This is a genomic window from Dactylosporangium sp. NPDC049525 (assembly GCF_040676755.1).
Classification (GTDB): Bacteria; Actinomycetota; Actinomycetes; order Mycobacteriales; family Micromonosporaceae; genus Dactylosporangium.
The window spans coordinates 101,935-126,799 of sequence record NZ_JBFAPO010000001.1 but is presented as its reverse complement, the minus strand read 5'-3'; the positions used below and the strand labels follow the sequence as shown (position 1 = coordinate 126,799).

The following is a 24,865-nucleotide window of genomic DNA, read 5'->3' as shown; positions in this document are numbered from 1 at the left end:
TCGAACGTCGTTCGGACATGTCGGACACATCGGACACGGAGGTTCGCTGGTGAGTTCGCAGGACTGGCAGTCACGGATCGACACCACGGTGGCCCACCCCGCCCGGCGGTACGACTACTGGCTCGGTGGCAAGGACAACTTCGCCGCCGACCGCGAGTCCGGCGACGCGATCGCCGCGAAGTTCCCCGCGATCCGCACCGCCGTGGTGGAGAACCGCCGCTTCCTGCGCCGCGCGGTGACCTTCCTGGCCGAGGAGGTCGGCATCCGGCAGTTCCTGGACATCGGCACCGGCCTGCCCACGGCCAACAACACCCACGAGGTCGCCCAGGCGATCGCCCCGACGTCGCGGATCGCCTACGTCGACAACGACCCGCTGGTCCTCGTCCACGCCCGCGCCCTGCTGACCAGCGCCCCCGAGGGCGCCACCGTCTACGTCGACGCCGACCTGCGCGACCCCGCGAAGATCCTCAACGACCCGGGCCTGCGGCAGACCCTGGACCTCTCCCAGCCGGTCGCCCTGCTGCTGCTCGCGATCCTGCACTTCGTGCCGGAGGACGACGACCCGTACGCGGTGGTGCGCAGCCTCCTGGCCGCCCTGCCGTCCGGCAGCTACCTGGTCGCCTCCCACGCCACCAGCGACTACCTGCCGCCGGAACTGGTCGCCGACATCTCCTCCGGCAAGCACGGCCAGGGCCGCCTGCGCACCGAGGCCGAGTTCACCCGCTTTTTCGACGGCCTGGACCTGGTGCCCCCGGGCATCGTCCCGCTGGCGGAGTGGCGCGCCGAGGACGAGCCCCAACCCCGCCCGACCGCCTCGGAAACCGCCATGTACGCCGGCGTCGCCCGCCTCCCCTGAACCCCGGATCGGCGGTTCTGTTCGCGTGTGATCGGCGTCATTTAGGAACGGTCGTTCTTGACTGGGCGTTCCTTTACTCGTAGCGTCGAAGTATGGGGCGGCCGAGGGGATTTGACGAGCAGGTCGTGACGCGGGCGGCGGTGGCGCTGTTCGCCGGGCGGGCCTATGACGGGCTGTCCGTGGACGACCTGGTCAACGGGCTGGGCGTGCACCGCAACAGCCTGTACAAGACGTTCGGCAGCAAGCGGGGGCTGTATCTGACCGCGCTGCGCTGGTATCTCGAGCACGACCTCGAGCCCTTGCTGGCGGCCACGGACCGGGCTCGCGACAGCCTGCTGGCCGGCGGGACGCTCGATCTGCTGCTGCTGGCCGCGGTCGAGCAGGCGCCGTTCGACGCCGAGGTCGCCGCGCTGATCCGTGGCGCCCTGGCCCGGCTGGACGCGGCGCTCGGCCCGGACCGCGCCACCGAACTGCTGGGCCTGCGGCTGCGGGCCCGCGTGCGCTCATCCACCACCAAGGAGTGACGATCATGGCAACTGTCAGCATCGACGGCGACACGCTGGTCGTGGAGATCGAGGGGCTCGACAAGCTCTGGGCGCTCAAGAGCCGCCTGGCGATCCCGCTGGCCAACGTCCGCGGCGCCACCGCCGACCCCGGCATGCTCCGCCAGCCGAAGGGCATCCGGGCACCCGGCGCCTACATCCCGAACGTCATCACCGCCGGCACGTTCCACCTGGACGGGGAGAAGGTGTTCTGGGACGTCCACGACGCGGCCAAGGCGATCGTCGTCGAGCTCGCCGACGAGCGGTACGCGCGCCTGGTGATCCAGGTCGACGACCCTCGCGCTTCCGTCGACCTCATCGAGCAGTCCGTGCGCCGCTGAGACGCCGAAGGGCCGGGGCGCGCCGTGGCACGCTCCCGGTCCTTCGAGGCAGGGCGGAAGGTCAGTTGCCGGATGCGAACAGTTGCTGGATCTCCGCGGGGGTCAGGGCGCGGTCGTACAGGTGGACCTGGTCGACGGTGCCGTCGAGGAAGTCGACCGGGTTACCGCCGAACTTGCCGCGGCCGATGACGGTGTTGCCGGTCGGGGCGGCTTGGGGCAGGCAGGCGCTTGCCGTGCCGGCGAGTTCGCCGTCGACGTAGAGGCGCAGCTCGCCCTTGACGGTGTCGCGGACGCCGACGAGGTGATACCACTGGCCCGGGTTGGGCTTGGTCGGTGACAGGGCCCGCACGCCGACGAAGCTCATCGCGAAGCGCTGGTCGGCACCGGAGTACTGCAGGAAGAAGTCGCTGTTGGTCGGGCCGTCCTGGCTGACGACGGTCTGGAACCCGCCGTCGGCCCGGTCGAGCTTGACCCACGCGGCAGCCGTGTAGTCCGTCGCCGTGTTGAGCAGCGGTGCGCCGGTGTCGAGGTACCCGCCGTCGAGCTGGACCCCGTTGCCGGTGTGCCCGGCCGCGAACGCCGCGCCACCGACGACGGTGGCGTCGTGGGAACCGGCCTCATCGGCCCCGGACGCTTCGAGGGGGTAGAAGGCGATCCCGGTCAGGCCGGGGGTGCCCGGCGGCGGCTGTGGGATGTTGCCGGGGGAGCCGTCGGCGGCGGCGATGATCTGCTGGTTGATCTTCTTCACCTGGCGGAGGTCCATCTTCGCGACCTGCCGGTCGTAGGTCCAGAAGCCGTTGAGCTCGCCCTCGACGTCGGTGATCTGCGTGTACACCGAGGCGCTGATGCCGCAGGACTTCGCCGAGGCGATGACCGCCTGCTGGTTCGCAACGTACTTCGCGGTCAGGGTCGCCTTGTCGGGCTCCATCTCGTACGCGCCGCCGTCGCCGAACCACATGTGGTTGGACGTCTTCAGGCCGAACCCGCCGTGCTCGCCGTCGATCGAGACGCGGTCGCCGCTCGGGGCGGGGGAGGCCGGGCCGAGGTACTGGTGGAAGTCGATGACATCGCCGCGGCCGGAGTCGCCGTGGGAGTTGCAACAGTTGACGCCGCTGTGCGCGTTGACCAGGCGGGTCGGGTCCTGGGCCTTGACGTCGTCGGCGATGCGGCCGGTCGCGAGCCGGTCCCACTCGCCCCAGCCCTCGTTGAACGGCACCCACGCCACGATCGACGTCCAGCTCTGGTGCTCGCGGACCATCTCGTGCAGCTCGGCCTCGAACTGGTCGCGCCACTCGACCGGGATCGGGCCGGTGTTCGCCGACGGCATGTCCTGCCACACCATGAGGCCCAGCTTGTCGGCCCAGTAGTACCAGCGGTCGGGCTCGACCTTGATGTGCTTGCGCACCGCGTTGAAGCCCATCGCCTTGTCCTGCTGCAGGTCGAACTTGAGCGCGGCGTCGGTGGGTGCGGTGTTGAGCCCGTCGGGCCAGAAGCCCTGGTCGAGGTTGGCGAGGTTGAACAGGATCTTGCCGTTCAGTGCGATCCTCAGTTTGCCGTCGGCGCCGCGGGCGGTACCGACCTGCCGCATGCCGAAGTAGGAGCCGACTGCGTCGCCGGTGGTCAGCTTCACCTGGAGGTCGTAGAGGAACGGGTCGTCGGGCGACCACGGCTTCGGGTTCGGCACGGGCACCGCGACCTGGCTGCCGACCACGCCGGTGACGCGGCCGACGACCTTGTTGCCGTTTTTGGCGACCGCCTCGAACTGCTGGCCGGGCGTGCCGTTCACGGTCAGGCTCAGCGTCTGCGTCGCCAGGGAAGGGGTCATCGTGAGGGACGTGATGTGCGCGGCCGGGACCGGCTCCATCCAGACGGTGCGCCAGATGCCGGAGCTGCCCTGGTAGAAGATGCCGCGGTCGCCGACCCGGCGCTGCTTGCCGATCGGCTGGCCGGTCGCGTCGGTCAGGTCCTCGGCCCAGACGATGAGCTCCTGCGGGCCGGTGCCGGTCAGCGCGTCGGTCACGTCCAGGTCGAAGCCGTCGTACCCGCCGCGGTGCGCGCCGACCTGGGTGCCGTTGACGAACACCTTCGCGTCGTAGTCGACGGCGCCGAAGTGCAGCAGCAGCCGCTGCCCTGCCCAGCCGGGCGGGACGGTGAAGGTCCGCCGGTACCACATGCGGTCCTCGTGCCGCTGGATGCCGGACAGCGCCGACTCGATCGGATACGGCACGAGGACCCGCTCGCCGAGGCTCTGCCCGGTGGGCACGGGCTGGCCGACGGTGGCGCGGGCGAACTCCCACACGCCGTTGAGGTTCTCCCAGCGGGTGCGGGTGAGCTGCGGGCGCGGGTACTCGGGCAGGGCGTTGGCCGGCCCGACCTGCCCGGTCCACGGGGTGGCGATGGGCGGGATGCCGGGGTGCCAGCTGGGCCCCTCGGCGGGCGGTGGGGCCGCGCCGGCGGGGGCGCCGACGGCGACCACGATCGCGGTGGCGGCCGCGATCAGGGCGAAGCGTCTGGTCACTGGGTGCGCTCCTTCGTTGAGCATCGAAGAAGTCTTATATCAACAAAAGTAATCAGGTATCGTCAAGCATTGACAGGTTCAAACATTTCATGGCACGTTGGGTGGATCGCCGAAGCCGAGCCAGGTGATCCGGTGGCCGAGCCCATCGTGCACTACTTGTAGCCGAAGACGTGACACTCCGTAGACCGTGTCCCACAGCGACATCACGCTGACCCGGCGAAATCCCTCGTCCGTGCTCATCAGGTCCGGCGGGATCCGGTGCGGCGGCAGCAGCAGCGGCACCGGATAGCCGGCGACGATCTCCCGGAGCCGGTCGCCCTGCCAGCCCTGGCCGTCGGTCCGGGCGTCGATCGTCTGATACCAGCCCCGCACGAGGTCCAACACGATCGCCGCCAGCTCGAAGCGCACCGACGGCGGCAGCTCCCGGGCGGTCGGCGGACCCCACGCGACCGGTTCGAGGCCGCCCGGCGGCAGCGCGTCGTGCATCCGGTCGCGGATCTCCGGGTTGCCGCCGAGCTCCCGCAGCGGCCCGTTCAGGTGCTGGTCGAGCGCCGCGAGCACCTGCATCGTGCCGAGCGACATCGCGCGTACCGCCGGCGAGTGCTGCCGGTTCCAGTCGTTGAGCAGGAACACGAAGAACTCCCGCAACTTCAGCGGATCGAAGTGCAGCTCGTCGCTCTCCGGCCCAAGGATGCCGCTGGATCGCTGGATTCGGTCCTCCATCACCCGCACCTGCGCCGCGAACATCTGCGCCGTGCTGCGGCCCGGCCTCCAGAAGGAGACCCCGTCGACGTACCCGAACATGCCCATGCGGATGACCTTCTCATCCGGCCCGGCGACGCCCGGCGAAAAAGGTCCCGGCGAAGGCTCACGACCGGCGGCGTGGCGCCGATGTCCTCACCGAGCGGGCCACGGATGGCCCACGTCGTTCGACCCGATTCAAGGAGGAACACCATGGGTCTTCGTATCAACAACAACATCGCCGCGCAGAACGCCTACCGGAACCTGTCGGTCACCGACAGCCAGATGAGCAAGTCGCTGGAGAAGCTGTCGTCGGGCTTCCGGATCAACCGGGCCGCCGACGACGCGGCCGGCCTGTCGATCAGTGAGGGCTTGCGCTCGCAGATCGGCGGCCTGAAGGTCGCGGTGCGCAACGCGCAGGACGGCATCTCGGTCGTGCAGACCGCTGAAGGCGCGCTCACCGAGACGCACTCCATCCTGCAGCGCATGCGCGACCTCTCCGTTCAGGCGTCGTCCACGGGCTCGCAGGACACCGACGCCCGTACCGCGGCGCAGACCGAGTTCACCCAGCTGAACGCGGAACTGGACCGGATCGCGACGACGACCAGCTTCGGCGGGCAGAAGCTGCTCGACCCGGCCGGCGCCTACACCGGCACGTTCCAGGTCGGCGCCAACACCGCGACCGCCGACCAGATCGCGGTCAACCTCGGCACCGCCGCCTTCGGCAGCGTCACCGGGGTCACCGGCTTCGACTCGACCGGACTCGGCGTCGTCTCGCTCGACCTCGTCACCGGCGCGTCTGCGGCCATCACCGCGATCGACACGGCGATCAAGGGCATCTCGACCGCTCGGGCCACGCTCGGTGCATACCAGAACCGCTTTGAGCACACCATCAACAACCTGAACACCGCGACGGAGAACCTGTCCGCCTCGGAGTCGCGCATCCGGGACACGGACATGGCCTCCGAGATGGTGTCGTTCACCCGCTCGCAGATCCTGACCCAGGCCGGCACCAGCATGCTGGCCCAGGCCAACCAGGCGCCGCAGAACGTGCTGTCCCTGCTGCGCTAGGCGATCACTCGATGGGCGGGGCCCGGCGGACGTTGGGCCCCGCTCAACGCATTCTTAAGTTTGTATTCGGTAACGGGGGATTTTGTCGATCTGTGTTGACAAGGTTCCTGACCGGTAACAAAGCTGCTGAGAGCGCTCTCACGAAGGAGTCTCTCGGTGCGTTTCAGGACGAAAATGCTCGGTGCGCTGGCCGCGCTCGCCGTCGCGGTGCCCGTGGGCATCGCCGCGATGCCGAACGCGTCGGCGGTCGGACCCAGCCTGCTGCCCTTCACGGTCACGAACACGACCGGCCGCGCGGACGCGGTCTACCTCTACGTACTGGGTGTCAACCTCACCACCGGCCGTCTCGGCTACGTCAACGCGGGCGGGACCTTCACCAACTGGGCCGCCGGGTCGAACCCGCCCTCCCCGGCACCTGACGTCGCCATCGCCGGCCCCGGCAACGGCGGCAGCACGACCATCCAGCTGCCGAAGAACCTGTCCGGCCGGGTCTACATGTCCCTCGGGCAGAAGCTCAAGTTCTTCCTCACCCCCGACGGGCTCGTCCAGCCGGCGCCGTGGTCCGCCAGCGACCCCAACCACGACATCCTGTTCGACTGGAGCGAGTTCACCTACAACGACGCCGGGCTGTGGCTCAACAGCTCACAGGTCGACATGTTCGCCGTCCCGCACGCCGTGACCGTCACCGGCAGCAACGGCGTCACGACCACCACCGGCGCACCCGTCACCAACGGCCGGCAGAACGTCATCAACCAGGTCAAGGCCCAGGCCGGCTGGGGCAACACCGTCGTCACCCGCGCCGACGGCACCGTCCTGCGGGTCCTCGCACCCGGCAAGGCCGCCGACGCCGGGCTGTTCAGCGCGACGTACCTGGACCCGTACATCACCAACGCCTGGAACGCGTACGCGTCCAAGACGCTGACCGTGGTGCCGTTCACCGACCAGCCGGGCATCAAGTACTTCGGCCGCACCAGCGGCACCGTCATGAACTTCACCAACGGTTCCGGCCAGCAGGTCGCGTCGTTCAACAAGCCCAGCACCAGCAACGTCTGGGGCTGCGACGGCGCGCTCGGCGCACCCAACGACCAGGTCGTCGGCCCGATCGCCCGCACGCTCTGCGCGGCGCTGCACCGCGGCACGCTCGGCACCATCGACACCCAGCCCGGCGGCGGGGCGGCGGACTTCTACAAGAGCTCGCTGACCAACCACTACTCGCGGATCATCCACGCGAACATGGCCGACGGGAAGGCGTACGGGTTCGCCTTCGACGACGTGCAGAACCAGGAGTCCCTGGTGCACTCCGGCGACCCGCGCTCCGCCGGCATCACCTTGAGCCCATTCGTCGGCGGCAGCACGCCGCCGCCGACCACGACCCCGCCGACCGCGCAGCCACCGGCCGGCAACACCAGCGCCATCGCCAGCAACTGGCACGGCAAGTGCATCGACGTGCCGAACTGGAACTTCAACGACGGCCAGCGCCTCATCGTGTGGAACTGCACCGGCGGCACCAACCAGCGCTGGACGTTCACCGGCGGCACCCTGCGCACCGAGAACAACAAGTGCATGGACGTGGCGTGGGGCTCCACCGCCAACGGCGCCGCGATCCAGATCGCCAACTGCAGCGGCAACGCCGCCCAGCAGTTCGTCCTGTCGGCCGCCGGTGACCTGGTCAACCCCCAGGCCAACAAGTGCGTGGACATCGCCGGCTGGAACCCGGACAACGACGCCGTCCTGCACTTGTGGGAATGCACGGGCGGCGCCAACCAGAAGTGGCACCGCGTCTGACGCGAGCCACTGCCGCAAAGGGCCGGATCTCCGCCAGGATCCGGCCCTTTGTTTGTGCTCTAGCCGGTCAGATCGAGGCGGGCGAGTTGGGTACGGCTGGCGACGCCGAGCTTCGGGAACGCCCGGTACAGGTGGTAGCTGACCGTTTTCGGCGACAGGAACAGCTGGGCGCCGATCTCGCGGTTGGTCAGGCCCGCCGCGACCAGGCGGACGATCTGCAGCTCCTGCGGGGAGAGCGCCGAGGCCAGGCTGGATGAAGGTGCAGCGGAGGCAGCCCCGGCGGCGCGCAGCTCGGCGCGGGCCCGGTCGGCCCAGGGGCGGGCGTCCAGTCGGTCGAAGATCTCCGCCGCCGCCCGCAGCTGGGTGCGGGCCTCGCCCTTGCGGCGCTCCCGGCGCAGCCGCTCGCCGAACGCCAGCTGGGTGCGGGCCGTCTCCCACGGCCGCCCGCTGGACGCGTGCGCGGCGACCGCGGCCTCGAAGTGCCGGTTCGCGGCCGGCCACGACGGCTCCAGCAGGGCGTGGCACCGGTGCGCGACCGCGTCGGCCCAGCCGATGCGCGCCGCGTCCGCCCACGCGACGAAGCGGGCGCAGGCGGCCTCGGCCCGGTCGAACGCGCCGATCCGGGTGGCCGCCTCGACCTGGTCCGGGGCGCTGTAGACGGCCTGGATCTGGTGGCGGACCGGGCCCGCCAGGGCCGCGTCGAGCCGGTCCGACGCCTCCGCCGGCCGGCCCTGCCCCAGGTCCGACAGTGCGAGGGCCCACTCCGCCCAGGCCAGGCCGTTGGCGATGTGGTTGCGGGCGTACCGTTCGTGGCAGCGCCCGGCCAGCTCCGCGCACCCGGCCGCGTCCCCCCGCACCGCGAGGATCCAGGCGAGGATGCCCTCCAGGTAGCCGGCCCGGTTGGGCTGGCCCGTGTCGGCCGCCAGCTGGAGCCCTTCGGTCGCGGTGGCGACCGCGTCCCGGAACCGGCCCAGGTAGAGCTCCGCGGCGGCGAGCGTCACGTGCGCGAGGGGCAGCCAGCCGACCGCGCCCTCGGCCCGCGACTCGTCGGCGACGGCCTGCGAGATCTCCCGGCCGGCCTCGAAGTCGCCGACGAGGCCCGCGACGAACGCCGCGTTGAGCCGCAGGTTCGGCGGGCCGGTCCGGGTGCGGGTCAGCGCGCGCATTGCCGGTACACCGGCCGCCGGACCCTCGATGAGCAGCCTCGCCGCCGCGGTCACCGCGTCCACGGCCGGGTCCAGGCCGTCGGACGGGGCCAGGTCGAGCGCGTGCAGCCGCGCCGCCGCCTCCTGCACCCGCGGTGGGTCGCTGAGCTGCCAGGCGTTGCGGGCCGCGTCGACCAGCAGCAGCCCGGCGGCCCGGCGGTCCACCGGCGCGAGCGCCGCCGCGCCGGCGACGAGCAGGTCGTGCGCGGACGCCGCCGACCCGTCGTCGAACGCGAGCCGGGCCCGCAGCTCGCACACCCGGGCGACGAGCACGGGGTCGCCATCCACGGGGTCGCAGGACGCGAGGAACGTGCGGGTCAGGTCGGGCTGGCCGGCGTCGTTCGCGGCGACCGCGGCCCCGACGAGCCGGCGGGTCCGCTGCACCGGATCGGCGGTCAGCTGGGCGGAGCGTTGCAGGGCCGCGGCCGAGGCCGGGTATCCCTTGCGGCCGCGGGCGCGATCGGCGGCGCGTTCGAGGGCGAGCGCCGCCTCCTCGTCCGGCCCCGTGGCGGCGGCAGCCAGGTGCCAGGCCCGGCGGTCGTCGTCGGCGGGCAGCAGTTCCGCCAGGGTCCGGTGTACGGCGAGCCGCCGGTCGAACGTGGTCTGCTGGTACGCCGCGGCCCGCAGCAGTGGATGGGTGAACGCGATCCGCCCGGCGGCGACCGTCACCAGGCCCGCCTCCTCGGCCGCGCCGAGCCCTTTCGGGGACACGCCCAGCAGTTCGGCGGCCCGCAGCGCGATGCCGAGGCCGTCAAAGGCGGCGGCGATCAGCAGCATCGCCTGCCCGTCGGGCGGCAGCCGGTCGATCCTCGCCGCGAACGCGTCCTGGATCCGGCGCGGCAGCGCGGCCGGGACGAACGGCGCCGCCCCGCGGGGCAGCTCCCGCAGCGCCAGCGGGTTACCGGCGCTGTCGCGCACCAGCCGCCACCGGATCCGCTGCGGCAGGCCCGGGCGGACCTGCCGCAGCAGGGCGTCCGCGGTTTCCGGGTCCAGCCCCGCGAGCCGGTGCTCGGGCAGGCCCTCCGGGGCGAACTCGTCCCGCGCGCCGAAGAGCATCGCCACGGCCTCGGCGTGCAGCCGGCGGGCCACGAACCGCAGCGCCTGCGCGGAGGAGCGGTCCAGCCAGTGCGCGTCGTCGACCAGGCACAGCACCGGGCCGTCCTCGGCGAGCTCGGCCAGCAGCGTCAGCACCGCGACCCCGACGAGCAGCTGGTCACCGCCGGCGGCCGGACCGAGCCCGAGGGCGCCGCGCAGCGCGGCCGCCTGCACGTCCGGCAGGTGCTTCGCCCGCGTCAACGCCGGGGCGAGCAACTGGTGCAGCGAGGCGAACGGGACCTCCGCCTCGGTCTCGACGCCCGCACAGCGCAGCACGGTCATCCCGGTCGCGCCGGCGGCCGCGTCGTCGAGCAGGGCGCTCTTGCCGATGCCCGGGTCGCCGCGCACGACCAGGACGGCGCAGTGCCCGGCGCGGGCCCGGTCCAGCACCGAACCCACCGCGGCCCGATCGGCTTCCCTGCCCCACAGCATGACCATTCGAGGGTACTGGTCACCTGTCCGGTACCGCGCCGGCACCGGCCTCCCTACGGTCGGGGCATGGTCGAGCTCGATGCCGTCACCAGGCGGTTCCCCAATGGTGTCACCGCGCTGGACGCGGTCACGGTCGCGTTCGCGCGGGCGACGTTCACCGCCGTGATGGGGCCGTCCGGGTCCGGCAAGTCGACGCTGCTGCAGTGCGCCGCCGGGCTCGACCGGCCCACCTCGGGCCGGGTCACGCTCGCCGGTCAGGACCTCACCGGGCTCAGCGAACGCCGCCTCACGCTGTTGCGCCGGGACCGGATCGGGTTCGTGTTCCAGGGGTTCAACCTGCTGCCCGCGCTCACCGCCCGGCAGAACGTCGGCCTGCCGCTGCGCCTCGCCGGGCGCCGCCCCGACCGCGCCACCGTCGAGCGGGCCCTCGCCGCGGTCGGCCTCACCGACCGGGCCCGGCACCGCCCGCACCAGCTGTCCGGCGGCCAGCAGCAGCGGATCGCGATCGCCCGGGCCCTGGTCACCGGCCCGGCGGTGCTCTTCGCCGACGAGCCGACCGGCGCCCTGGACACCGGCACCAGCCGCGACGTCCTGCGGCTGCTGCGCACCCTCGTCGACCAGCACCACCAGACGATCGTCATGGTCACCCACGACCCGGTCGCCGCCGCCCACGCGGACCGGGTGCTGTTCCTGACCGACGGCCGGTGCTCCGGTTCCCTGGAGCGGCCGACCGCCGCCGCCGTGGCCGCCCGGATGACGGCATGATCCTCATTGCGCTCGCGACGTTGCGGCTGCGGTGGCTGTCGTTCGTCGGTACGTTCATCGCCCTCGCCCTCGGCAGTGCCCTGATCGCGGCGATGGGGCAGGTCCTCGCCACCACCGCGGGTGCGCCGGACCGTGCGCCGCAGCGGTACGCGGCCTACCCGGTCGTGGTCGCGCCGCACGACACCCTGACCGTCCCGACCTGGCGGGGCGGGGACAGCGAACCGCTTGCCCTGTCCCACGGCCTGCCCGCCGACGTGGTCGCGGCGCTGCCGGACGCCCGCGTCGACCGGATCATCCCCGCGCAGTTCGCGGACGGCTCGAAAGGTGGCGGGGTCGGACGGCCCTGGACGGTGGCGCCGCCGCTGGTGTCCGGGCGGGCGCCGGCCGCGGACGACGAGATCGCCGCCGGCGGGCACCCGCTCGGTGCGCGGGTGAGCGTCGTGACCGGCGACGGGCCACGGACGTACACCGTGGTCGGCACCGTCGCGGCCGGGCTCTACTTCGCCGACGCCACCGCCGCGAAGCTGTGGCCGCAGGTCGACGCGCTGCTGCCCACCGGCAGCGCCGAGCAGGTCCGGGCCGCCGTCGGGGCCCGCGCCAGGGTCCTCACCGGCGACGACCGGGCCCGCCTCGACCCCGGCCGCGCCACCGACGGCCGGGCCCGCAACAACGCCAACACCATCGTCGGCATCGCGCTCGGGTTCGCCGCGTTCGTCGCGATCTTCGTCGTCGCCTCGACGTTCGCCTTCGCCGTCGGGCAGCGGCGGCAGGAGTTCGCGCTGCTGCGGGCCGGCGGAGCGCTCCCTGGCCAGATCCGGCGCCTGGTGTACAGCGAAGCCCTGATCGTCGCCCTCGGTGCCGCCGCAATCGGCGCCCTGGTCGGCCCTGCTCTCGCCCCGGCGCTGCTGGACCTGCTGCGGGAGCGTGGCATGGCACCGGACTGGGTCAGCACGGTCAGTACGGCCCGGTGGCCCGCCTGGACCGCGTTCGGCACCGGCGTCACCGTGGCGCTGCTCGGCGCGGCCACGGCGGCATGGCGGGCGGGCCGGGTCCGCCCCGGCGAGGCGCTGCGCGAGACGGCCGTGGAGTCCCGGACCATGCCCGCCGCCCGCTGGGTGGTCGGCGGCCTGACCCTGGCGACCGCGCTCGTCACGATGGCCGGCACCGCGATCGGCGACCCGGCGTCGGCGACCAACCGCAAGAGCTACATGCCGGTCGTGATGCTCCTCGTCGCCGCGGCCGGACTCCTCGCGCCGGCGCTGGTCGGGCTGGTCGCCCGCCGGTTCGGCAACTCGGCCCCGTCGGGCACCGGGCTGCTGCTCGCGCTGCGCAACGTCACCGCGTCCGCCCGGCGCACCGCGGCGGTGGCCGCGCCGGTCCTGGTCACCGTCGGGCTGGCGGCGTCGCTGCTCATCGCGTCGGACCTGACCGACGCCGCGAAGAACGTCCTGCGCGCCAGGCCTGTGCGCGCCGACTTCCTGGTCCTGCCGGACGGCACCACCGGCCTGGACCGGCAGCTCGTCGCCCGGCTGCGCGGCGTCCCCGGCGTCGACGTCACCGTCAGCACCTCCACCAGCGTCTACACCCTGGAAGGGGACACCGCACTGATCCAGCGCCCCGCCGAGGCCGTGGACGAGGTGCCCGACGGCGGGATCAAGGTCGCCGCCGACTGGAACCTGCGGGTCGGCGACACCGCCCGGGTCTGGCTCGCCGACGGCAGCCAGGCGGAGCTGCGGGTCCTTGAGGTCCTGCCGGCCGGCAGCCCCGCGGACGCCTACGTGGGCGCGGCGAAGGCGTTCACCGCCCTGCCGTCCGTCGCCTACGTGCGGCTGCGGCCCGGCACCGACCACGCGGCCGTCGCCGCGGCGCTGGGCGACGCCGTCGACGGGCACCGGGCCCGAGCGGTGCCGCGCAGCACCTGGCTGGCGGCGGAGCGTGACGGGCAAGGGTCGGCGAGCCGGCTCGGCCTGCTGGTCGTCCTCGGCATCGTGCTGGCCTACACCACCCTCGCCATGGTCAACACCCTGCTGATGGCGGCGCCGGACCGGGCGGGGGAGCGCCGCTGGCTGGGCCTGCTCGGCGCGACCAGAGCCCAGGTCCTCGCGTGGACGGCGGTGGAGGTGCTGGTCACGGTGGCGCTGGGCGTCGTCCTCGCCGCGGCCGCCACGCTGGTCGCCGTTGGGGGACTGTGGACGACACTGCTCAGCATCGCCGGACCGGTGACGGTGCGTGTGCCATGGACCACGCTCGGTGCGCTGATTGGCGGGACCGCGCTGCTGGCGGTCGCTGCGGCGCTGGTCGGAGCACGTCCCGGAAAATAGTGAGACCGGCACCCACGGGGGAAGGCGCCGGTCTACTGCCTCCCAGAATAGGCCGCCCGCCGCGCATCCGCCAGTGCCAACCGGACGAAGTCCAACGTGGACGATCGGAGACCCGCCGGACGCGATGTCGCTTCACGTTCATCGGGCGTTCAGCTGATGGCGTCCGGCACCGCGAAACGGGGCAACAGTAAAGAAGTTTCATGATTAAACTCCCCGGCGGACCCCGCCTCGACGCCTCGGTGGAAGCGAGCGCGGTCGGTAATTCATGCGGTGGTCCGCTCAAATCCTTTTCGGGGAGGATCAATTTGTCTCGTGCTTACGTGCGCCGAATCGCAATCGGCGGCGTAACCCTCGCGACGGTCGCCGCGACCGCCACGGCGGCCAACGCAGCGCACCAGGGCGAAGTAGGAAAGCTCACCTACAACGTCGGCACCACGGTCTACGTGGCCAACCAGGACGGCACCGGGGCATCGGTGCTCGCCTCCGACGTCAACGGCAACGGGGCGTGGTCGCCGGACGGCAGCCGCTTCGCGTTCGCCTCGACCGACGGCGGCATCAAGACCATCCGCCAGTACGGTGGAACGCCGCTCAGCGTCACCGACCCGGAGGACGGCGTCGCCATCGACCCGACCTGGAGCTCCCTGGGCCGGTGGATCCTGTTCAGCCGCAACGGCCAGCTGTGGTCCACGTCCAGTGACGGCACCTTCGCCGAAGCCCCGCTGGAGGAGAACCCCGGCGGCACGTTCATCGACGTCAACCCGTCCGCGTCCGACCTCGGCGACATCATCTTCGAGCGGTCCGGCGCGGTCTACAAGTACAACCCCAGCACCCCCGGCAGCCCGACCAAGCTGGTCGACGCGGCCACCAGCCCGGACTTCGCGCCGGGCGGCGAGACGTTCGTGTACGTGTCGTCGGGCAACCTGTGGACCGCCGACAAGGCCGGCGGCAACAAGATCCAGCTGACCACCGACGGGCTCGCCACCAACCCGGCGTTCTCCGCGGACGGCGCCAGCGTGGTCTACTCCACCACCGGCAACGTCGTGAAGAAGGTCGACGTCGCCTCGAAGCAGTCCACGACGGTCAAGAACGGCAGCGCGCCGAGTTCGCAGAGCGTCCAGCGCAACGTCGTCCAGCGCGTCTGGGGTGCCGACGGCACTGACACCGCGATCGCCACCTCGCAGTGGAACTACACCGACCTCGGCACCACCACCGGCACCGACAGCCTCGGCCGGGTGCACGCCCATGCGGTCGTGCTGTCGCGCAGCGACACGTACCTCGACGCACTGGTCGGTTCGGCGCTCGCCATCAGCAAGCAGGCGCCGCTGCTGATCACCGCGCGGGGCGACACGGTCGAGCACCGGGTCCTCGCCGAGATCGAGCGGATCCTGGGCTCGAACGGCGACATCTACCTGCTGGGCGGCACGCTCGCCCTGCCGCAGGGGATCGAGACCCAGCTCAGGAACCGCGGGTTCAACGTGCACCGGATCTGGGGCAACACGCACTACGACACCGCGGTCGAGATCAACAAGCAGATCACGCCCAACCCGCGCGTCGCGATCGTCACCACCGGCGCGAACTACTACGACGCCCTTGCCGCCGGTGCGGCCACAGGCCCCAACCCCGGCACCGTCATCGTCCTCACCGACGGCGTCAACATGCCGGCCGCGTCGGCGAACTACCTCAACAGCCTCAACCCGTACTACAACAACGGTGGCACGGCCGTCGTCGCCGCGGGCGGCCCGGGCAACTCGGCGCTGATCAACGCCGCGTGGAACGGGCAGCTGTACAACTGGGGCGACGACTGGGGCTACTGGCCGCTGGTTGGTGACAACGAGAAGGACACCGCGGTCCAGCTGGCCGGGTTCTTCTTCACCTCGCCGACCAGCGTGGCGCTGTCCACCAACCGCGGCTGGCAGGACGCCCTCACCGGCGGCGCGATGATCGGCGCGGTGGATGGTCCGCTCCTGCTCGTCGACAACACCGGCGCGCTCTACGGCCCGGTCGACCAGTACCTCTCCGAGGGTGCGGGCAGCATCTACGGCGCCGTCATGCTCGGCGGGTACCTGGCCCTTCCGGACAACCTCGCCCCGATCGTCGGCAACGCGATCTCGGTGGCCGGCCAGTTCGACTTCATCGACGGCACGGCCGGGGTGGCCAAGAACGGGCTGCGCGCGCAGACCGTCACGCCGAAGGTCGGCGCCGACGCCACGGCGAAGACCACGAAGGTGCCCGGCCTGACCACCGTGGCGCCCACCACCATCAAGTAGGCACCACAGCACGACAGGGCGGGCCCCGGCGGACCATTGCCGGGGCCCGCCCTGCGTTCTGCCCACGATGTACCGGTTTGCTCATCGGCCGTTCGGCCGGACGGCTTTCCGGGGTGACACGCGACAAAGATTCATGCCTAGACTGCCGTCGGACCCCGCCCGGAATCCGCGCTGCCCAGGCGCCGAAAGCCCTCAGGACCGGCGGTGGTCGTCGCGTCCTTCGGGGAGGATCCACCGTGTCTCGTCCGAAACACCTGCGGCGGTATGCCATTGGTGCCGTCACCATCGGGCTCGTCGCGGCCACGGCGGTCGGCGCCGAGGCGTCGCACGGCGGCGCCGTCGGCAGCATCACCTACAACGTCGGCGGCAACGTCATGATCGCCAAGCCTGACGGCACCGGCGGGAAGATCCTTGTCGAGGGCACGGACGGGCAATGGTCGGCCGACGGCACCCGGCTCGCCTACGTCGCGCCGGGCGGCGGCATCAAGTCCGTCCGGCAGGACGGCAGCAAGAAGGTCACCATCACGACGAACCCGGCGGACAAGGATCCGGTCTGGAACCCGACCGGCGACGCGGTCTACTTCAGCCGCGACGGCAAGCTGTTCTACGCCTCCAGCGACGGCACGCGCTACGAGGCGCCGATCGGCGAAAACCCGGACCCGGCGCTGATCGAGGACACCATGCCGTCGGTCTCGATGACCCGCGCCGGCGAGGGCAACGATCACGACATCCTGTTCTTCGTGCGCCGCCAGAACGGCGGCGCGCCGGCGATCTACAAGTTCGTGCCGCAGGACGCGCAGCCCAAGCTGCTGGTCTCCAACGCGACGCTGCCCGACGTCGACCCGGACTTCAGCAAGATCGCCTACGTCGTGCCCGCCACCACGCCGGCGGGTGACAACGCCGAGCTCTGGACCGTCGACTTCGACGGCTCCAACAAGAAGAAGCTCATCACGCTCGCGGCGCCGGCCCCGGAGAGCCTGGCGTGGTCGCCCGACGGCCACAGGATCTTCGTCGGTGCCGCAGCCGGCTCGAAGATCAGGTCCGTCGAGCTCAACGACCCGCCCGTCATCTCCGTCAAGGACGTCGTCGAGGGGCACGGCACGGTCGCCACCCAGGCGATCGGCGGCAGCCTGGTGCAGCGGGTGTGGGGCAACGACGGCACGCTGACCGCGATCGCCACCTCCAAGCGCAACTACGGCGACAACCAGGCGCAGGCGGTCGTCCTGTCGCGCAGCGACACCTACCTCGACGCGCTCGTCGGGTCGGCCCTCGCCATCAACAAGGGCGGCCCGCTGCTGATCACGGCCCCGGGCAACACCGTCGAGCCGCGGGTCATTGCCGAGATCCAGCGGGTGCTGCCGACCCCCGGCGACATCTACCTGCTCGGTGGCACCCTCGCCCTGCCCCAGAAGATCGAGACCCAGCTCAGCGGGCTCGGCTACACCCTGCACCGGATCTGGGGCGCGAACCACTACGCCACCGCGGTCGCCATCAACAAGGAGATCACCGCCGACCCGGAGCGGATCATCGTCACCACCGGCGCCAACTACTACGACGCCCTCGCCGCCGGTGCGGCCGCGGGCGCCAACCCGGGCACCGTCGTCGTCCTCACCGACGGCGGCACCATGCCGGCCGTGTCCGCCGAGTACATGAACAGCATCGGACCGGGCCTGGAGGTCGTCACCGCGGGCGGACCCGGCGACACGGCGCTGCAGAAGGCCGCCGCCACCGGGCAACTGCCGGCGTGGGGCAACTTCAGCTACACCAGCCTGGTCGGCAACAACGAGAAGGACACCGCGGTCGCCCTGGCGCGGCACTTCTTCGTGTCACCGGGGAACGTGGCGCTCGCCACCAACCGCGGCTGGCAGGACGCCCTCACCGGCGGCGCGATGATCGGCGCGACCTACGGCCCGCTGCTGCTCACCGACCCGAACCAGCTCTACGGCCCGGTCGGGGACTACCTGTCCGACGCCTCCGGCAGCATCAACTACGCCGTCATGCTCGGTGGCTACCTGGCCCTGCCGGACGCGTTGATCCCGCCGATCGGCAACGCCATCGGCGTCCCCGGCACCTACACCGTCGCCGGCGGCGCCGCACCGATGGCGAACCTCGTCCCGCAGAACGAGCCGCTCACGCAGCGCTGATCCGCTGCTGCGTCCCGGTCGGCAACGGCGGGGTCTGGATCGTCACGGTGCGGGTGTCCGCATCGAACGACCAGGCCCCGCCGTCCATGTCGGTCCCGTTGAGCGTCACCCGCGACGGCGCCTTGTCCACCGCGTGCAGCCGGACGGTCCACGCGCGGGTCGCCACGGCGCCGGGGAACGTGCCCTCGCGGGCGCCGATGGTCACGCCGCCGTCGTAGCGCACCGTCGTCCAGGCGAACTCGCCGGCCTGGTAGCCGTGGCCCTCACCGGCGTCCTCGTAGAGCCGGAACTCGCCGTTCGCGCCGGTCGCCACGTCGAGCGTGACCTGCTCCATCGGTGACGCGCTCGCGTTGGGCACGTCGTCGGTGCGGGTCGGCAGGATCCCGCCCGCCCGCTGGAACACCGGCATCGTGCCGAGGTCCGTGGTGACCGTCTGCACCCCCGGCCCGGTGTACGAGCGGCCGGTGAACCAGTCCGTCCACGTCCCCGGCGGGAACCACACCTTGGTCGGCACGTCCGCGGTCCCCGGGTCGGTCACCGGGGCGACCAGCAGGTCATCGCCGAACAGGTACTGCGACGTGAAGTCGTACGCCTCCTGGAACTGCGGATAGTTGAGGAACATCCCGCGGGCCATCGGCAGCCCGGTGTCCCGCGCCTGGCGCGCCAGCGTGTACGTGTAGGGCACCAGCGCCTCCCGCAACCGCAGGAACTTCACCGCGGAGTCCTGCGCCTGCGCCGGGTAGTCCCACGGCAGCCGGTAGCCGTGGTTGGAGTGCAGCCGCAGGATCGGCTGGAACGCGCCGAACTGCACCCACCGCGCGTACAGGTCCGGGGGCAGCCGGTTGGCGTTGTGCGGGTAGTTGTGGCCGCCGATGTCGTGCGACTCGTACGGCATGCCGATCGAGCCCCGCAGCACGGTGTAGCGCGACGCGAACGCCAGCAGTTCCCACGTCGAGACGGTGTCCATGGTGGTGTCCACGGTGTACCGGTGATCCGCCCACGGCCCCGCCGGGTAGACGGCGCTTTCGGTGTACACGGTGAACCCGCTGCCGCTGCGGTTCCAGGAGAACCCGCGCCGGCCCTGCCCGTCGATGTACGCCGCGTACTGGGCGTTGATCCAGCTGTCGGGGGAGATGCCGGGCGTGGTCGCCACGCTGGAGTCGCAGCACGTGTCCGGCCACCACACGATCGGGGCGAGGGCGTCGAAGCGCCGGTGCAGGTCGAAGTAGGCCTTCAGCTCCACCGGATCGCTGAAGTTGAACACCCGGCACGGGTTGCCCGTGTCGCAGGCACCCACCGGCAGCTCGTGGCCGACGGCGTCGACCACCTCGGCGTAGTGCGGGTCGTCGGCGCGGATGCTCGGGTGGATGTTCAGCGCGACCCGCAGCCCCTCGCCGGTCGCCCAGTCCAGGAACCCCTGCGGATCGGGGAACAGCGCCGGGTTCCAGTCCCAGCCGTTCCAGCTGCCGGGCGACTTGAAGTCGGTGTCGACGACCAGCACGTCCAGCGGAACGCCGTGCTCCCGGAACGCGGGCAGGATCTCGTCGCGGTAGTCGGCGTCCTTGTACGCGTAATACCGCGAGAACCAGGTGCCGAACGCCCACCGCGGCAGCGTCACCGCCGGGCCGGTCAGGTCACGGAGGTCCTTGAGGGCCTGCCGGTAGTCCTGCCCGTAGCCGAACAGGTAGCCGTCCTGGTAGCCCGCTTTCGCCTCGCGCGGCTCGCCGGTGGCCAGCGCGGTCGCGGAGTCATTGAGCAGGAACCAGCCGTCGCGGCTGAGCAGGCCGTCGTACAGCGGCAGCGGCCCGTCGGCGACGTCGAGGCTGCGCCGCCACCCGCCCAGGTTCGCCGCGCTGTGCGCCGCGTCGAGCATCGCCGGATAGGGGGCGCCGGGCGCCGTCACCGCGACGCTGTCGACGTTGAACGCGCACCGGTTCTGCGCGCACCCCACGGCGAGCTCGCCGGACCCCGCCGGCAGCGCCATCACCGCGGACGCCTCGGCCCAGTCGTCCCAGCTGCCGGTCGGCGGCAGGTCCACCCGTACCCTCGTGTCGCCGGCCGTCACCAGCGCGGTCTGCGTCTCGGTGGTGCCGTTGGAATACCGGAATCCCACCTGCTGCCGGCCGCCGGGCACGCCCTGGTGCGTCCACGCGATCCGGCCGCTCATGCCGTCGACGAACCCGGGCCCGGTCGAGCCGGCCTGGTCGTCGGCGAGGCCGGCGCCGCCGGACAGGCGCATCAGCTCGGCCTCGCACGCCACCCCGAAGTCGCAGTCGCCGGCGAGCCGCCACACCGGATGCGCGACATCACCGTCGCGGGGCTGGACGGTCACGTTCTGGTCGTTGAACGGGCCGGAGTTCAGCCGGTACCGCAGCGTCAGCCGGCCCGTGCGGATGACCCGCTCGCCGTGCTCGACGTCGCTGGTGTACTCCGGAACCGGCAGCTTGCGGTTGACCGCGTTGAACGTCGGGCGGTCCTCGAAGCGGCCGTCCGGCGCGTACTCCATCCGGATCAGCGTCGGGGACAGCACCTCGAACCGGGCCTTGCCGTCCTGCACCGCCAGCGGCGGCGACGGGTTGTCATCGTCGGCGGCGACGATCACCCCACCGACCAGCAGGGCCCCGGCGACGACGAGCGCGATGCTTCTGCGGCGCACCGGCGGCGTCAGGCGATCGGGTCGATGACTTCTGACCGTTGACGTTGGGTAGGTAGCGGACTCAGCACCGGCCACGCCTCGCGCTCCTCACTCAGGGTGGCCCGTGGCAGGTGCGCCTCCTTGAGCAGGAAGTGCGGGCGCCGCTTCACCTCGTAGTAAATGCGGCCGACGTACTCACCGATCACGCCGACGACGATCATCTGGAGCCCGCCCAGGCCGACGATCGCGGTGAGCAGCGTGGTGTAGCCGGGCGAGTCGACGCCGCTGACCACGCTCACCCCGATGATCCACAGCATGTACGCGACGGCGATCGCGGACATGAACAGCCCGAGGTAGATCGCCAGGCGCAGCGGCCGGTTGTTGAACGACAGCAGGCCGTCCATCGCGTAGTTGACCAGCTTCGGGAACGTCCACGAGGTGGCGCCGCCCTGGCGGGACACGTTCTGATACTCGATGTAGGCCACGTCGAAGCCGACCCAGGCGAACATCGCCTTGGAGAACCGGTTGTATTCCGGCATCGCCAGGATCGCGTCGACGACCGGCCGCGAGATGAGCCGGAAGTCGCCGGCGCCGTCGACCAGCCGGACCTCGATCCAGCGGTTGACCAGCCGGTAGAACGCCTTGCTCAGGAACGTGCGGGTCCTGGGGTCACCGGTCCGGTTGCGCCGGGCGACGACCTGGTCGATGCCGGTGCGCCACATCGCCACCAGCTGTGAGATCAGCTCCGGCGGGTGCTGCAGGTCGGCGTCCATGATGATGATCGCGTCGCCGGTGGTGTGCCGCAGTCCCGCATACATCGCCGCTTCCTTGCCGAAGTTACGGCTGAAGGCGACATACCGGACGCGCTCGTCGTTGGCGGCCAGCTTGCGCAGGATCGCGAGGGTGTCGTCGGAGCTACCGTCGTCGACGTAGATCAGCTCGCACGTCTCGCCGGCCGCAGCGACCTCGGCGGTGATCCGGTCGTGCAGTCGGACAAGTGTCTCGGCTTCGTTGAAGCACGGAACAACCACGGACAACACGTGAGGACCTCTCGTCTGGCAACGCTCGCACACAGTAACGCGGGGCCGTCCCGGACGCGACCCCCCGCATCGGTCGGTCCGGGCCGCCGTCCGGCCACCGCCAGGCGGCGGGCGATGGGGCGATGCGGTTCTGGCTAGACTCCCGCACCGTGCAGGAACTGCTCGTGGACCCGCCCGCCGTCGAGTCCCGCCCCGAACCCAGCCGCGCCGGCCGCCGCCGCACCGACCTCGTCGGTCTCGCCGTCGTGGCGGTCATCGTGGCGTTCGCCGCGCAGCTTCCCGTGCTCAAAACGCACCTTTTCTACTATTACGACGACACCTCGTCGGTGATCATCCCGGGTTGGCGCCTGATCGGCGAGCAGCTGCTGCAGGGCAGGCTGCCGATGCTGGACGTCGGCACCTGGCTCGGCGGCAACTTCGCCGGCGAGGCCCAGTTCGGCCTGTTCAACCCGCTGACCATGGCCAATGCCGTGCTCGTCGCGCTGCTGCCGGACCTCGCGATCGCCGCGATCCTGATCAAGACCGAGTTCCTGGTCCTGCTCGCCACCGGCATCTACATGCTGGCCCGCGAATACGGCGCCAACCGGTCCGCCGCCGCCGTCGCGGCGGTCGCCCTGCCGTTCAGCGGTTACACGCTGTTCTGGGACGCGCAGGCGTGGGTCACCAACCTCATCGCGTTCAGCCTCACCGTGCACACCTGGTGGACGCTGCGCCGCTACGCCCGCGGCCGCATGCACCCGGTGGTGCCGCTGGTCGTCGCCGGGCTCACCACCACCTCCGGCAGCCCCTACAGCGTGCTCGGCGTGATGGTCGTCGTCGCCGCCGTCATCCTGGAGCGCCTGGTCAACCGGCAGCTGCGGTCGGCGATCGGGGTGGCCGCCATCGGCCTCGCCGCCGGCCTGATGGCCGCGATCGTCTTCCTGCCGCTGCTCGGCCTCGGGCCGGTCGGCACCCGCCAGTCCGGCGGCGTCTACAACACCGGCCAGCTCGTGCCCACCCTCGGCAGCCTGCTCAACCTCAGCGCCCCGACCTACGTGCCGCGGCTCTACACCTTCGGCCCGGCCACCACGCCGATCGCCTACCTGGCGTGGTTCATCGTGCCGCTGCTGCCCTGGTTCTCGTGGTCGGCGCTGAAGGGCGTCCGCGCCTGGGCCGGCATCCCCGCCGTCGGCGTCGCCTACCTGATGCTGACCCTGGCCCCGTCGAACCTGTGGATGTTCCGCTGGCCGGCCCGCCTCATCGAGTACCTCTTCCTGGCCGTGATCCTGGTCGTCGCGCTGCTGCTCAGCGCCGGCCTGCGCACCGACCACGCCGCGCGCCGCGGCCTGGGCACGGCCGGGCTGATCATGCTGTCGAGCTACCTGGTGTGGGCCGACCGCCCCGGCGATACCCGCCGGGTGACGGAGGCCGCGCTGGTGGTCGGCGTGCTGGTCCTCGCCGTCGTGCTGGCCGCCCGGCACCGGGGCCGCCTGGTCACCCCCGTCCTGATCGCGGGGACCCTCGCGATGCTGGTCCTGCAGCTCAACTGGTTCCCGCGTAACCGGGACATCACGCCGTGGCAGTTCCCGCACAACGTCGCGCAGCTGCGGGCCGACTTCGCCGACCGGTCCGACGGCAACACCTTCATCATCGCCAACTCCTTCGACAAGGTCCGCACCGCCGACAAGCAGCCGGACAAGGCCTGGCGTGAGGTGCTCTTCGGCAACGTCAGCCACGTCGCCGGGATGGACAGCCTCAACGGCTACACCGGCATGGGCAACCGGCAGTTCGGCGAGGCGCTGTGCATGGAGTACGAGGGCAGCGTCTGCGACAAGGCGTACCAGCGCGTCTTCGCGGTCGACCCGGGCACCGGCGTACCGCTGGCGGACCTGCTGCGGCTGCGCACCGTCACGCTGCTCAACGCCCAGATCCCCGGCACCCTCAAGCCGACCCCCGAGCTGCTGCGCGACCAGCCCTACGCGTTCGACCTGAAGCTGGCCCCGCCCGGCTGGGAGACCGCGAACCGCGGCACCTACGCCACCGTCATCCGGCGGACCGCGGCGTTGCCGCACCCCGATGGCCGGGTCTCCTGGACCTCGCCGGGCCTGACGGTCACCGCCGACCGGGCCGAGCCGGAGGCCGAGGAGATCCGGTACACCGGCGGCGGGCGCGTCATCGTGGCGGCGCTGTCGTGGCCCGGCTGGCACGCCTCTGTCGACGGGCGCTACCTGCCGGTCGACCGCGGCCCGGCCGGCCTGATCCAGGTCGACCTGCCGTCGCGGGCCGCGGAGGGCACGCTGAAGCTGTGGTTCGTCCCCGCCGGCCTGCGTACGGGTGTCGAGCTGCTCGCCGTCGGCGCGCTCATCGGCGCCGGGTACTGCACGTATCACTCCGTGCGCGCCCGGCGCCGCCGCGTGAATGAGCCCGTTTGAGCGGGACGGGTTGCCCATTCGGCCGGATATCGCCGTCGACCGGGCAGCCCGTAGGGTGGCCCCCATGAGTGTCGAGGTGGAGACCGTCGATGTCCGGCGGGGTCGCGTCGGTGCCCTTCTGGAGCACAGCGCCTTCCGGTATGTCGTGATCGGCGGGCTCAGCGCCGCGGCCGACTTCGGCATGCTCTACGGGCTGCACGACCGGCTCGGCGTGCCGGTGGGGATCGCCGCGTTCATCGCGGTCACCCTCGCGTTCGTCTTCAACTTCGCGCTCAACCGGGTCTGGTCGTTCCGCAGCCAGGCTCCGGTCGTCGGCCAGTTCGGCAAATACCTCTTCCTCGGCTGCGTCAACTGGGTCCTGACCGCGGTCCTCGTGACCGCGTTCACCGCTTTCGGCCTGAATTATCTGGTTGCGAAGGCGATTGCACTCGTGCTGACTACGGGGAGTAACTACATGTTGTACCGGTTATGGGTCTTCAAAGATCGACGGCCGGCGACGCCGACCGAGGTCACCTGAACGGGCTGTAAAGTACGCACCGTCGCCTGACGAGTGCTCACAGAGCGCGGAGGGCGACACTGTAACCGGCAGGTGAACTTGTGCCCGGCAGGTTGCCGTTCACCGACATGTCCTTTAGTGTCGCCGTTCGTGCTGGCCGCCAGGCCGCCGCGCGCTTCACGGGGTGTAATCGAGCTGGC

Annotated in this window: 16 protein-coding genes; 11 read left to right on the top strand and 5 right to left on the bottom strand. The window is 71.5% G+C overall.

Translation table 11 applies throughout. The features are described from left to right. Positions 1 to 49: 49 nt before the first annotated feature. From AB0K00_RS00490 to AB0K00_RS00480, 3 genes are all read left to right on the top strand, one after another. Positions 50 to 856, top strand: a complete 807-nt coding sequence (locus tag AB0K00_RS00490; RefSeq protein WP_363512978.1) for an SAM-dependent methyltransferase — start codon at positions 50 to 52, stop codon at positions 854 to 856. Positions 857 to 948: 92 nt separating this feature from the next. Next, positions 949 to 1,380: a helix-turn-helix domain-containing protein gene (locus AB0K00_RS00485; RefSeq protein WP_363512976.1), complete on the top strand. Its 432-nt coding sequence runs from the start codon at positions 949 to 951 to the stop codon at positions 1,378 to 1,380. 5 nt (positions 1,381 to 1,385) lie between these two features. After that, positions 1,386 to 1,739: a hypothetical protein gene (locus AB0K00_RS00480; RefSeq protein ID WP_363512974.1), complete on the top strand. Its 354-nt coding sequence runs from the start codon at positions 1,386 to 1,388 to the stop codon at positions 1,737 to 1,739. Between the two features lie 61 nt (positions 1,740 to 1,800). On the opposite strand, the gene AB0K00_RS00475 is transcribed toward AB0K00_RS00480, so the two are convergent. Both AB0K00_RS00475 and AB0K00_RS00470 read right to left on the bottom strand, forming a co-directional pair. Then, on the bottom strand, positions 1,801 to 4,257 hold the full coding sequence (locus AB0K00_RS00475; RefSeq protein ID WP_363512971.1) for a LamG-like jellyroll fold domain-containing protein: 2,457 nt from the start codon (positions 4,255 to 4,257) through the stop codon (positions 1,801 to 1,803). A gap of 87 nt (positions 4,258 to 4,344) precedes the next feature. Continuing rightward, positions 4,345 to 5,067, bottom strand: a complete 723-nt coding sequence (locus AB0K00_RS00470; protein ID WP_363512968.1) for a DUF6086 family protein — start codon at positions 5,065 to 5,067, stop codon at positions 4,345 to 4,347. A gap of 144 nt (positions 5,068 to 5,211) precedes the next feature. On the opposite strand from AB0K00_RS00470, the gene AB0K00_RS00465 reads away from it, so the two are divergent. Continuing rightward, positions 5,212 to 6,069 (top strand): flagellin, encoded by an 858-nt coding sequence (locus AB0K00_RS00465; protein WP_363512965.1) that lies wholly within the window; start codon positions 5,212 to 5,214, stop codon positions 6,067 to 6,069. Positions 6,070 to 6,225: 156 nt separating this feature from the next. Further along, on the top strand, positions 6,226 to 7,854 hold the full coding sequence (locus AB0K00_RS00460) for a beta-1,3-glucanase family protein (protein ID WP_363512962.1): 1,629 nt from the start codon (positions 6,226 to 6,228) through the stop codon (positions 7,852 to 7,854). A gap of 59 nt (positions 7,855 to 7,913) precedes the next feature. Here AB0K00_RS00460 and AB0K00_RS00455 read toward each other — a convergent pair whose 3' ends face one another. Beyond that, positions 7,914 to 10,586, bottom strand: coding sequence for a LuxR C-terminal-related transcriptional regulator (locus AB0K00_RS00455; RefSeq protein ID WP_363512958.1), 2,673 nt, complete (start codon positions 10,584 to 10,586; stop codon positions 7,914 to 7,916). 66 nt (positions 10,587 to 10,652) lie between these two features. Here AB0K00_RS00455 and AB0K00_RS00450 point away from each other — a divergent pair, with 66 nt between their 5' ends. The 4 genes from AB0K00_RS00450 to AB0K00_RS00435 all read left to right on the top strand — a co-directional run bounded on the left by AB0K00_RS00450 (position 10,653) and on the right by AB0K00_RS00435 (position 18,083). Next, positions 10,653 to 11,351, top strand: a complete 699-nt coding sequence (locus tag AB0K00_RS00450) for an ABC transporter ATP-binding protein (RefSeq protein ID WP_363512955.1) — start codon at positions 10,653 to 10,655, stop codon at positions 11,349 to 11,351. Then, positions 11,348 to 13,672: an ABC transporter permease gene (locus tag AB0K00_RS00445; protein WP_363512952.1), complete on the top strand. Its 2,325-nt coding sequence runs from the start codon at positions 11,348 to 11,350 to the stop codon at positions 13,670 to 13,672. The genes AB0K00_RS00450 and AB0K00_RS00445 overlap by 4 nt, the downstream gene beginning before the upstream one ends. Before the next feature lie 320 nt (positions 13,673 to 13,992). Next, positions 13,993 to 15,939: a cell wall-binding repeat-containing protein gene (locus AB0K00_RS00440; protein WP_363512949.1), complete on the top strand. Its 1,947-nt coding sequence runs from the start codon at positions 13,993 to 13,995 to the stop codon at positions 15,937 to 15,939. A 236-nt stretch (positions 15,940 to 16,175) separates the two neighbouring features. Next, complete coding sequence (locus tag AB0K00_RS00435; RefSeq protein WP_363512946.1) at positions 16,176 to 18,083, top strand: cell wall-binding repeat-containing protein; 1,908 nt, start codon at positions 16,176 to 16,178, stop codon at positions 18,081 to 18,083. Here the strand turns inward: AB0K00_RS00435 and AB0K00_RS00430 are convergent. Next, the gene (locus AB0K00_RS00430; protein WP_363512943.1) at positions 18,070 to 20,739 is read right to left on the bottom strand and encodes a TIM-barrel domain-containing protein; all 2,670 of its coding nucleotides are present in this window, start codon (positions 20,737 to 20,739) and stop codon (positions 18,070 to 18,072) included. The two genes, AB0K00_RS00435 and AB0K00_RS00430, sit on opposite strands and share 14 nt — an antisense overlap. An 8-nt stretch (positions 20,740 to 20,747) precedes the next feature. Continuing rightward, complete coding sequence (locus AB0K00_RS00425; RefSeq protein ID WP_363512940.1) at positions 20,748 to 21,758, bottom strand: glycosyltransferase family 2 protein; 1,011 nt, start codon at positions 21,756 to 21,758, stop codon at positions 20,748 to 20,750. A 122-nt stretch (positions 21,759 to 21,880) separates the two neighbouring features. On the opposite strand from AB0K00_RS00425, the gene AB0K00_RS00420 reads away from it, so the two are divergent. Together AB0K00_RS00420 and AB0K00_RS00415 are read left to right on the top strand one after the other, a co-directional pair. Beyond that, the gene (locus AB0K00_RS00420) at positions 21,881 to 24,169 is read left to right on the top strand and encodes a hypothetical protein (protein ID WP_363512937.1); all 2,289 of its coding nucleotides are present in this window, start codon (positions 21,881 to 21,883) and stop codon (positions 24,167 to 24,169) included. Positions 24,170 to 24,233: 64 nt separating this feature from the next. Continuing rightward, positions 24,234 to 24,686 carry a GtrA family protein gene (locus AB0K00_RS00415; RefSeq protein ID WP_363512934.1) on the top strand — a complete coding sequence of 151 codons (453 nt, stop codon included), beginning with the start codon at positions 24,234 to 24,236 and terminating at the stop codon, positions 24,684 to 24,686. Positions 24,687 to 24,865: the final 179 nt, after the last annotated feature.

Excerpts from the sequence above, each read along its gene's own strand:
- AB0K00_RS00445 (WP_363512952.1), top strand. The coding sequence starts at position 11,348 with ATGATCCTCATTGCGCTCGCGACGTTGCGGCTGCGGTGGCTGTCGTTC.
- AB0K00_RS00465 (WP_363512965.1), top strand. The coding sequence starts at position 5,212 with ATGGGTCTTCGTATCAACAACAACATCGCCGCGCAGAACGCCTACCGG.
- AB0K00_RS00455 (WP_363512958.1), bottom strand. The coding sequence starts at position 10,586 with ATGCTGTGGGGCAGGGAAGCCGATCGGGCCGCGGTGGGTTCGGTGCTG.
- AB0K00_RS00415 (WP_363512934.1), top strand. The coding sequence starts at position 24,234 with ATGAGTGTCGAGGTGGAGACCGTCGATGTCCGGCGGGGTCGCGTCGGT.
- AB0K00_RS00480 (WP_363512974.1), top strand. The coding sequence starts at position 1,386 with ATGGCAACTGTCAGCATCGACGGCGACACGCTGGTCGTGGAGATCGAG.
- AB0K00_RS00420 (WP_363512937.1), top strand. The coding sequence starts at position 21,881 with ATGCGGTTCTGGCTAGACTCCCGCACCGTGCAGGAACTGCTCGTGGAC.
- AB0K00_RS00485 (WP_363512976.1), top strand. The coding sequence starts at position 949 with ATGGGGCGGCCGAGGGGATTTGACGAGCAGGTCGTGACGCGGGCGGCG.
- AB0K00_RS00450 (WP_363512955.1), top strand. The coding sequence starts at position 10,653 with ATGGTCGAGCTCGATGCCGTCACCAGGCGGTTCCCCAATGGTGTCACC.
- AB0K00_RS00470 (WP_363512968.1), bottom strand. The coding sequence starts at position 5,067 with ATGGGCATGTTCGGGTACGTCGACGGGGTCTCCTTCTGGAGGCCGGGC.